Annotated in this window: 5 protein-coding genes; 3 read left to right on the top strand and 2 right to left on the bottom strand. The window is 72.2% G+C overall.

Translation table 11 applies throughout. The features are described 5' to 3' along the window. Window positions 1–165: 165 nt before the first annotated feature. Window positions 166–3,642 carry an NACHT domain-containing protein gene (locus tag Adu01nite_RS23060; RefSeq protein ID WP_203729074.1) on the top strand — a complete coding sequence of 1,159 codons (3,477 nt, stop codon included), beginning with the start codon at window positions 166–168 and terminating at the stop codon, window positions 3,640–3,642. 152 nt (window positions 3,643–3,794) lie between these two features. Next, complete coding sequence (locus Adu01nite_RS23055; protein WP_203729072.1) at window positions 3,795–4,394, top strand: LysE family transporter; 600 nt, start codon at window positions 3,795–3,797, stop codon at window positions 4,392–4,394. Here Adu01nite_RS23055 and Adu01nite_RS23050 read toward each other — a convergent pair. Further along, complete coding sequence (locus Adu01nite_RS23050; RefSeq protein WP_203729070.1) at window positions 4,391–5,071, bottom strand: DNA alkylation repair protein; 681 nt, start codon at window positions 5,069–5,071, stop codon at window positions 4,391–4,393. The two genes, Adu01nite_RS23055 and Adu01nite_RS23050, sit on opposite strands and share 4 nt — an antisense overlap. Before the next feature lie 32 nt (window positions 5,072–5,103). On the opposite strand from Adu01nite_RS23050, the gene Adu01nite_RS23045 reads away from it, so the two are divergent. Next, window positions 5,104–5,736 carry an acVLRF1 family peptidyl-tRNA hydrolase gene (locus Adu01nite_RS23045; RefSeq protein WP_203729068.1) on the top strand — a complete coding sequence of 211 codons (633 nt, stop codon included), beginning with the start codon at window positions 5,104–5,106 and terminating at the stop codon, window positions 5,734–5,736. Here Adu01nite_RS23045 and ypfJ read toward each other — a convergent pair. Next, window positions 5,733–6,674, bottom strand: a complete 942-nt coding sequence (ypfJ, locus tag Adu01nite_RS23040) for a KPN_02809 family neutral zinc metallopeptidase (protein WP_203729066.1) — start codon at window positions 6,672–6,674, stop codon at window positions 5,733–5,735. The genes Adu01nite_RS23045 and ypfJ overlap by 4 nt on opposite strands. Between the last annotated feature and the right edge of the window lie 154 nt (window positions 6,675–6,828).

Below are 6,828 nucleotides of genomic sequence, written 5' to 3'. Positions count from 1 at the left end.
CCGGTCGCGGTGGGGCGGGCCGGTCGCGGTGGGGCGGGCCGGTCGCGGTGGGGCGGGCCGGTCGCGGTGGGGCGAGCCGCTCGCGGTGGGCCGTGGCGCTGGGACGGCTGAGGCGGCCGAAGAGGGGGCTGACGCGGGTGGGGTCGGGTCGGAACAATCAGTGGCGTGGCGAAGACGATCAGTTATGCCGATGCGGTGCGGATTTTGGGTGGCGGGCCGGAGTCAGCGGTCTTCCAGCGGCTCAACACGATCACCGGGGGCGTGCTGGCCGGGGCCGCCATCGCGGTGCCGCAGCTGCTCGGGATGCTCGACCTGCGGGCCGAGCTGGCCCGGGTGTCGGCGGAGCTGGTCGGCCGGGCCTCCCGGGCGATGGCCGGGTCGGGCCGGCGGGACCGGACCGAGCGGCTCGCGGCGGCGCACACGGTCGTGGTGGTCGCGGCCTACTTCGACGCGATCTCCGATGTCGACCTGGAGTGGGCCCGGCTGAGCCGGGAGGACCAGCTGCGGCTGGCCGGCAAAGGTGCCGGCAACGGCAACGGGGCCGACGGCGGACGGGATCTGACGTCGACGGCGCTGCGGATGGGCCTCGCGCTGCCGGAGCCGCACGTGCCGCACGAGCGCTACCTCGCCGACCTGGAGGCGTTCTACGGCGGGCTGTCCGAGGCGCTGTTCCGGTTCCTCAGCGGGCTCGCGCCGTTCGACGAGCTCAGCGACGGCGAGCGCACCGTGCTGCGCGGCGAGATCGCGGCCGGTGGGCGGCGGGCCCGCCGGCGGTACGAGGAGATGCTGTTCAACCTGGCCGCCGACTGCCCGGACATGGGCCTGTGGGTGGACCGCCGGCACCAGGTCGCCGTGGAGCAGCGGCTCGACCTGCTCTCGCCGTCCCTGCGGGAGCTGGAACGGCTTCTCCGCGAGGTGGCCGCGGCCGGCACCGCCGAGGGCGTCCCGGGTGCCCTGCGGCGGGCGCACGCGGCGCTGCTGGAGCACGGCATCGTGGAGACCGTCGACCTGCCCGACGGGCTCGACGTGCCCACTCTGGACCGCGGGTACCTTCCGCCCGCGTTCCAGGTCGCCGAACGCCCGGCCAACCGATCGCCGGCCGACGAGGCCACCTGGCAGGACGTCGAGGTGCGGCACGACATCGACCGGTTCCTGGCCGGCTATCTCGGGTCGCCGCGGGCCCTCCGCGCGCCGCTGCTCGTGCTCGGCCAGCCCGGCGCCGGCAAGTCGGTGCTCACCCGGATCCTCGCCGCCCGGCTCGCCGAGACCCGTTTCCTGCCGATCCGGGTGCCGCTGCGCGACGTGGACAGCTCGGTGCTGCTGCAGCAGCAGATCGAGCAGGCGGTCCTGGCCGCCACCACCGAGGAGACGACGTGGTCGCAGCTGGCCCGCACCACCGAGGCCCTGCCGGTGATCATCTTTGACGGTTTCGACGAGTTGTTGCAGGCCACCGGCGTCAGCCAGACCGACTTCCTGCAGAAGGCGGCCGAGTTCCAGCAGCGGGAGCTGGAGCAGGGCCGGGCCGCCGCGGTCATCGTGACCAGCCGGATCAGCGTCGCCGACCGGGCCGCGCTGCCGCCCGCGACGCTGCTGATGCGGCTGCAGCCGTTCGACGAGCCGCGCATCCGCAGCTGGGTCGCCACCTGGAACGACGTGAACGCGGCCGGCCTGGCCGCCCGGGGTTGCGCACCGCTCGATCCGGAGGCGGTGCTCGCCCACCCCGACCTCTCCGGCCAGCCGTTGCTGCTGCTGATGCTGGCCCTCTACGACAGCGACGCCAATGCGCTGCGCGGCCGCGGCCGGCTGACCACCGGCGAGTTGTACGAGCAGTTGCTCCTGGGTTTCGCTCGGCGGGAGGTGACGAAGGCGTACCCGAATCTGTCGTCTGTTGCTCTTGAACCGCACGCCGAGCAGGAGCTGAGCCGGTTGGCGGTGGTCGCGTTCGCGATGCTCAACCGGTCCGCGCAGTGGGTCGCCGAGGACGCGGTCGCGCAGGACCTCAAGGCCACGCTCGGCGAGCCGGCCATCGGCCGGCACGCCGACGCGCTCAGCCCGTCCGAGCTGATCTTCGGCCGGTTCTTCTTCATCCATCGGGCCCAGGCCGTCCGGGGCGGAAAATCCCTGCGTACGTACGAGTTCCTGCACGCCACCTTCGCCGAGTACCTGGTCGCGCGGTTCACCTGGCGGCTGCTCCGGGAGGCGGTGGCCCGGGACGCGGTGACCCTGGCGGTCCGCCCGATGACCGGCAACGATCTGATGGCCGACCTGCTGTCCCAGGTGTCGCTGACCGGCCGGGCCCCGATCGTGGCGTTCCTGACCGAGATGGCCGCCCGGCTGGCCCCGGCGGAGCGGGAGCAGTGGACCGACGTGCTCGTCCGGATCTTCCGGCAGGCCGAGCGGGAGGGCGCGTGGCCGGTCTCCGGCTACCAGCCGGTGCCCCGGCGCAACGTCGCGGCCCGGTTCGCCGCCTACACCGTCAACCTCACCCTGCTCGCCGTGATCACCTCGGGCGGCCTGCTCTTCAGCGAGCTGGCCGAGCCGGCCGAGACCGAGCCGCGCCGGCAGTGGCACGACCACGCGATGCTGTGGCACGCCCAGCTCGACGACGAGGGCTGGGGCACCCTGGCCGAGACGTTCGCGATCGAGCGGCTCGACAGCCCGCGCGGCCGGGACGTCCACCTGAGCCTGGACGACGGCGGGTTCCGGGTTCCGCGGGTCGACCCGCGCTGGCTGATCGGGGCGCCGGAGCTCATGCAGACCTTTGCCGGCGGCCTCGACTGGGCTACCAACAGTCGCCGTCTGCACTTCGAGGGCGGCGTCAACAACGACCTGATGCGGCACACCTTGGAGCCATTCGCCGACTCCGGACTCGGCTCCACCACCCGCTTCTTCAGGAAGGACTTGGCGGGCGTGACCGAATCGGCCGCGCGGACGCTGCTGGCGGTGTGGGTCCTCCCGGCGACCGGCGCCGGTCCGGCGGTGGCCGCCGAGACCTACCGCCGATGCCTGGAGGTCCTGGTCAAGTCCGGCGGCGGCTGGGGGACCCGGCTCAAGATCGCCTACGCCGATCAGCTGCTCGCCGCGCTGATGGCACATCATGACGCGCCGCCGGAAGCGGCCCACGAGGTGCTTGTCGAATTCGCAGGGAACGGGCTGGGGTCGACCGAGATGTGGTTGCGCACCGCCGGCACGGTGCTGGCGAGGGCCGACCGCGATGACCCGGTGACCGGCCAGATCGCCGACCTCGTTGTTCGCTTGGTGCAGAGCGCGCCGGTCACCTCCGACCCGCCCGGCCTGCTCGCCGCCGTGGTCCGCGCGGTCGTCCTGCTGCAGCGCCCCCGCCGCGGCCCCGACGTGGTCGGCAAGCTGAACCTCTCCCGCGGCCCGGCGTCCCCCGACGAGATCCGCGGCGAGCTCGAATCCTTCCGCGTCCTGCTTTCCGGCCTGCGCTCCGGCACCGACCGCTGGCGGGCCGACCTGCATACCGCGTTCGACGAGTTCAGCTGGCTGGCGGCCGGCTCGGAACAGCTGCGCTCCGCCCTGGTGGCGCTGGCCGCGATGCCCGGCACCATCTCCGATGTGGAGGCCGCCCTGACCCACGTCGACGACAGCATCGGCACCTGGCTCACGGACAACCCGTAGATCGAAATTCGCTGGCGGCGGCCGGTCCGGACGGCGAATGATGTCGGCGTGACCTTGCTGCTGAAGCCGAAACCCGTCTCTGTCGCCGCGGCCGATCGGGCCGCCCGACAGCAGGCGCGTCTCCTCGAAGGGACCGTCGACCAGCAGCTGTCGTGAGCGCGCCGTTCCTGGCCGGCGTGATCGCCGGCTACGGCGTCGCCGTGCCGGTGGGCGCCGTCGGCGTCCTGATCGCCGGCCTCTCGGCCCGCACCAGCCTGCGGGTCGGCGCGGCGGCGGGCCTGGGCGCGGCCACCGCCGACGGCATCTACGCGCTGATCGCGGTCCTCGGCGGCGCCGCGGTGGCCGCCCTGATCGCCCCGATCGCCACGCCGTTGCGCTGGCTGGCCGCCGCGGTCCTGCTGATCCTGGCCGCCGTGACGGCTCGCGGCGCTTTCCGGAAACCCGGCGAGGCCCGCACCGAGCGGCCGGCCACCCCGCTCCGGGCGTTCACCGGCCTGCTGGCTCTGACCCTGCTCAACCCGGCCACCGTCATCTACTTCGCCGCCCTGGTGCTGGGCGGTTCGGGGGAGGGCGGCGGTCTGTGGTTCGTGCTCGGCGCCTTCGTGTCGTCGGCGAGCTGGCAACTGTTGCTGGCCGGTTCGGGCAGCCTGATCGGCCGCGCCCTGACCGGCGACCGAGGCCGCATGATCACGGCGCTGGTCTCCAGCGCGGTGATCGCCGTCCTGGCGCTCGGCCTGCTGATCAGCGCTTAGAGATGCTTCATCGCCTCCCGCACGGAGAGGGGCGAGAGCCGGTCGCGGTGCGCGTCGACGAAGGCGCGCACCGCCGCCGGGTCGGTGCGCGCGTAGTGCCGCAGCGCCCAGCCGATCGCCTTGCGGACGAAGAAATCCGGGTGGCCGGCCTGGCGCACGCAGTAGCCGAACAGCCGCTTCGGGTCGGTCGACGTGCCGTAATGCAGCTGGTGCAGGATCGCGGTGCGGACCAGCCACCTGTTGTCGTCCGCCGACCAGGCGTCCATCACGTCGCTGAGCAGCGGATGCAGCCGCACCAGATCGCCCACGAACCGGGTGGCGAGCGGGTCGACCGTGTCCCACCAGGATTTCGTGACGAGCAGGTCGCGGGCCACCGGCAGGAACTCGGCGCCCGCCTCGCCCACGTGTTTTCGCAGGTAGTCGCAGGCTGCGTACTGGAATTCACGCTCGGGGCGCTGCCAGCATGCGTACCCGAATGCGCGGAGATCTTCCGACGACGGCCGGGGGAGACCGCGGAAGGCCGACCGCTCGGCGGCGCGCAGCGTCGGCGCGGGCAGGCCGGCGAAGGAGAACTGGTCGCGCATGTAGGCCGCCATCGCCACCGCGCGCACCGGGTCACGCTCGGCGGCGAAGTCGTTGTCGAGCCGCGCGAGCAGGGTGGAGGCCAGGTCCGTCACACCCGCGATCCTGCCACCGTAGTCTGACAAGAATGGGCGAGCGGGCGGCCGCGGGCGGCGGGAAATGGGTGGATGTCGCACCCGAGCGGCTGCCACGCTGGCTGGAGAACTTCGCGACCAGGCATGGCCCGTACCGGGAAGAGGGTTTGACCTTGATCGCGGCCGACGGTGCGACGGCCGCGTGGCAGACGCCGCCGGGAGCCGGCCCGGCCGAGACGATGGCCGAGCTGATCCGCCTGGCGCAGGAACCGCGTCGCCTCGGTCTGCTGCTGGCACGTAAGGGCGCAGTGGCGGTGGGCGTGGTGGCCGGCACCGAGCTGGTGGCGTCCAAGGTGGACACGCACTACGTGCAGGGACGCACGGCGGCGGGTGGCTGGTCGCAGCAGCGTTTCGCGCGCCGGCGGGACAATCAGGCAAAAGCGGCAGCTGCCGACGGCGCCGGCATCGTGGGGCGCATTCTCCTTCCGGAGGTACGGGCCATGGCCGCGCTCGTCACCGGCGGCGACCGGAACGCCGTCGACGCGGTGCTCGCGTCGCCGCAGATGAAACCCCTGCTCGCGATTCGCGCCGAAAGGTTCCTGGACGTGCCGGAGCCCCGGCACGCGGTGCTGGTGTCCGCGATCGCCGGGGCCCGGGCCGTGTCCGTGCTGGTGCGTGAGCCTTAGTCGCCTTCGACGACCGCGCCGTCGGCGAAGGTGTCGCAGGACTTCACCGGGTCGCCGGAGTCGAAGCCGGCCTGGAACCACTTCTGCCGGTCGGCGGAGGTGCCGTGGGTGAACTCGGCCGGGTTGACCGTGCCGCCGCTCTGCTTCTGCAGGGTGTCGTCACCGATCTGCTTGGCGGTGTCGAGGCCCTCCTGGATGTCCGCGTCGGTGAGGCTCTTGAAGATCGGCTGGCCACCCTTCGACTTGGTCTCGGTGGCGTGGTTGGCCCAGACCCCGGCGTAGCAGTCGGCCTGCAGCTCCAGCTTGACCGACAGCAGGTTCTGCGCGGCCTCCGAGTTGGCGGCCTCCTGCAGCTTGCGCATCTTGGCCTCGGTGCCGACCAGGTCCTGGATGTGGTGGCCGTACTCGTGGGCCAGCACGTACGGCTGGGCGAACTCGCCGGGCGCGCCGAGTTGCTTGGCCAGCACCTGGTAGAAGGTGAGGTCGATGTACACCCGGTCGTCGGACGGGCAGTAGAACGGCCCGACCCCGGAGTCGGCCGCGCCGCAGCCGGTGCTCACCCGGTTGGAGAAGAGCACGGTCTTGGCCGGCTGGTACTGCTTGCCGAAGTATTTCGGCTCGGCCTCGGTCCAGAACGCCTGGATCGAGTTGACGTAGAGGACGTTGCGGCAGTCGAGCTTGGTGCGCGCCGTGCTCTTGTCGGAGCACTCCTGGGTGATGTTGGTGTTGTCACCGGTGGTGCTGCCGCTGCTGCCGCCGAGCTGGTTGATGCCGAAGTAGCCACCGACCAGCGCGAGCACGACCGTGATGATGATGCCGACGAGGCCGCCGCCGCCGGGGATGGGCAGGCCGCCGAAGCCGCCGCCGCCTCCGCCGCCCGAGCCGCGCTGGTCCTCGACCTGACTGGTGTCGATGTCGGCGTTCTCGTTGAGTTCCATCTCATCCTCACTGAACCGGTCCGGCACACGTGCCGAGCGGATACCCGTTGATCTTGATAACTAATCGATTGGGAGGCCGCACCGGCTGCCCGGTAGTATGGCGGAGTGCTGCTCTGCGAAGGCTGACCCGCCCCGCGCCGACCATCGATATGGC

Source organism: Paractinoplanes durhamensis (genome assembly GCF_016862175.1).
GTDB lineage: Bacteria > Actinomycetota > Actinomycetes > Mycobacteriales > Micromonosporaceae > Actinoplanes > Actinoplanes durhamensis.
Note: the sequence above shows the minus strand (reverse complement) of the source record. Positions and strands in the feature narration are given on the sequence as shown.

Bases quoted from the DNA above. Each gene is read 5' to 3' on its own strand.
- ypfJ (WP_203729066.1), bottom strand. From the start codon at position 6,674: ATGGAACTCAACGAGAACGCCGACATCGACACCAGTCAGGTCGAGGAC.
- Adu01nite_RS23045 (WP_203729068.1), top strand. From the start codon at position 5,104: ATGGGCGAGCGGGCGGCCGCGGGCGGCGGGAAATGGGTGGATGTCGCA.